This window comes from Gammaproteobacteria bacterium (assembly GCA_003696665.1).
In the GTDB taxonomy this organism is placed as follows: Bacteria; Pseudomonadota; Gammaproteobacteria; order Enterobacterales.
Genome location: RFGJ01000437.1, coordinates 1 through 2,219 on the forward strand (window position 1 = coordinate 1; position 2,219 = coordinate 2,219).

The window sequence follows — 2,219 nt, forward strand, 5'->3', positions numbered from 1 at the left end:
CCCGCGCACGGGTCCACCGACTACGAGGAATGCCTCGCCTGTCAGTAAAGGGTTGACAGCTTTTCTGCTTAAAGAGGATGGCTGGTCGGCACATAGCGAGACGGTTGATTGAGGTGATGCTCTATGGATACTCAGCCCACGCTGTTCGATGGGATGGAATGTCGTTTCAATCCGCCCCGCTACCCCTCAGGGCATGGCAAGTTCGGAGGATCCTTTCTTGACACAGTCCGCGCCTACAGGGAGTTCGGGCGAGAGACAATAGTCGAACAGCACGCTGGGATAACTTATTTTATCAACGAATTTTGGACAAAGCGGCAGCGGGCGGCCAATAGAATTCATGAAATTAGTTACCGTGCCTGCTTCAAGCCTCAACTTCCACGCTTTTTCATCAAGCACCTGACAGACGTGGGTGATCGCGTATATGATCCCTTTATGGGGCGTGGCACTACTCTAATCGAAGCAGCCCTGATGCAACGCGTGCCCATCGGGAATGACATCAATCCTCTCTCGCAAGCGCTCGTGGAACCACGTCTTGCTTGTCCACCCCTTAAAGAAATTGCAGAGCGCTTGGATGTTATTCCTTGGGAAGATTTCCAATCAATCAGCCACACGGAACTGCTTGTTTTCTACCATCCTACCGTTCTTGCAAAAATTGAGGGGCTGAGAAATTGGTTGATAGAAAGAGACCTGTCCGGAAAGCTGGACATGGTTGATAAATGGATTCGTATGGTTGCGATTAACCGGTTGACAGGACATTCCAAGGGTTTCTTTTCCGTCTATACCCTACCCCCAAATCAGGCCGTATCGATCGAGCGACAACGAAAAATCAATCAGAGGCTGAAGCAGACCCCTCCTGTTCGGGATGTCAAGGGAATCATTCTGCAAAAATCGAAAAGTCTCCTTTCACATGGAGGAGTGCAATGTTCCACTTTTCAGCTGCTGAGCGGTCGGGCCGAAGCCACTCCCGAGATTCCATCCAACAGTATTGCGCTTGTAGTCACATCTCCACCATTTCTCGACGTGGTTAACTATGAGCAGGACAACTGGCTGCGATGCTGGTTCATGGGGATCGACCCCAGCAGGGTTCCAATCGCACATCACCGATCAGTTGAAGGATGGCGCAATTTCGTGAGATCTGTTCTCCAAGAATTGGCACGTGTGGTTAAACCAGGTGGTCACGTGGCATTTGAAGTAGGTGAGGTGCGCGCCGGCAAGGTACTTCTCGAAAAGGAAGTGATAAAGGCGGCAGAAGGACTTCAACTTGAGCCATTAGGAGTAATCATTAATGACCAGACATTTACGAAGACCGCCAATTGCTGGGGTGTGACGAACAACACGGCTGGAACGAATACGAATCGTATCGTCTTGTTTAGAGTCGAAAGATGACAGAAAAAAATCATGATGCACGTCATTTGCAGGAGGCAATAGAAAATTTTTCTTGCCTGCCGAAGGATATTTATTTCGAGAATATTGTCCAATATATCTATGGCGTAGATGTCATTCCTTTTGATGTCAAAAATAAAGAGCTCTACGAATTGATGAAAAAAATATCATGTGCTATGAAGAATGTCTGCCTTGATATTAAGAAAAAGCCTCTTTACCGCCAGCGCCCAAACGAAATTGGCAATGCGATCGAACCCTTCGTTATCGCAGCTCTAAAAAATGTAGGACTTAACGCTGATATCCCACATACGCAGACAGGCAAGAAAAAATACGCGGGGTATCCTGATATTCGGATAGAGGGCGATCCTGCACCCGTCTATCTGGAAGTAAAAACGTATAACCTGAAGACTGTAGGATCTACGCAGAGATCATTTTATTTTTCGACTCCTCATGATGAACGCGACAAGAAAGTCACCGAAGACGCCTTTCATCTTCTAGTCGGGTTTGCAATGGAGCAGAATGAAGATGGGTATACCCCCATATCATATAAAATTTACGACTTGTATGGCCTGCGATGCAGTCTGAAGGCTGAGTTTCAATCGAACAATAAACAGCTTTACGAAGAAGACCGCCTCTTGTGGGAATGGACAGTCGACTCTGAAAACGGACCAAGAGAGGTGAGGTAACCGGCAATGCCTCTGCTTGAGGAACGGATCGCCTACAAGCCCTTCGAGTACCCCTGGGCCTATGAGGCCTGGCTGACCCAGCAGCGCATCCACTGGCTGCCCGAGGAGGTGCCGCTGGCCGACGACGTCCGCGACTGGCGGCAGACGCTC

The 2,219-nt window shown here is 48.9% G+C and carries 3 protein-coding genes; all 3 read left to right on the top strand.

What is annotated here, in order from left to right:
- Nucleotides 1-153 precede the first annotated feature (153 nt).
- Nucleotides 154-1,386: a site-specific DNA-methyltransferase gene (locus D6694_10960; protein RMH39657.1), complete on the top strand. Its 1,233-nt coding sequence runs from the start codon at nt 154-156 to the stop codon at nt 1,384-1,386.
- The gene (locus tag D6694_10965) at nt 1,383-2,069 is read left to right on the top strand and encodes a hypothetical protein (protein RMH39655.1); all 687 of its coding nucleotides are present in this window, start codon (nt 1,383-1,385) and stop codon (nt 2,067-2,069) included. The genes D6694_10960 and D6694_10965 overlap by 4 nt, the downstream gene beginning before the upstream one ends.
- Before the next feature lie 6 nt (nt 2,070-2,075).
- Nucleotides 2,076-2,219: ribonucleotide-diphosphate reductase subunit beta (locus D6694_10970; GenBank protein RMH39656.1), on the top strand; the 144-nt coding region annotated here is incomplete at its 3' end.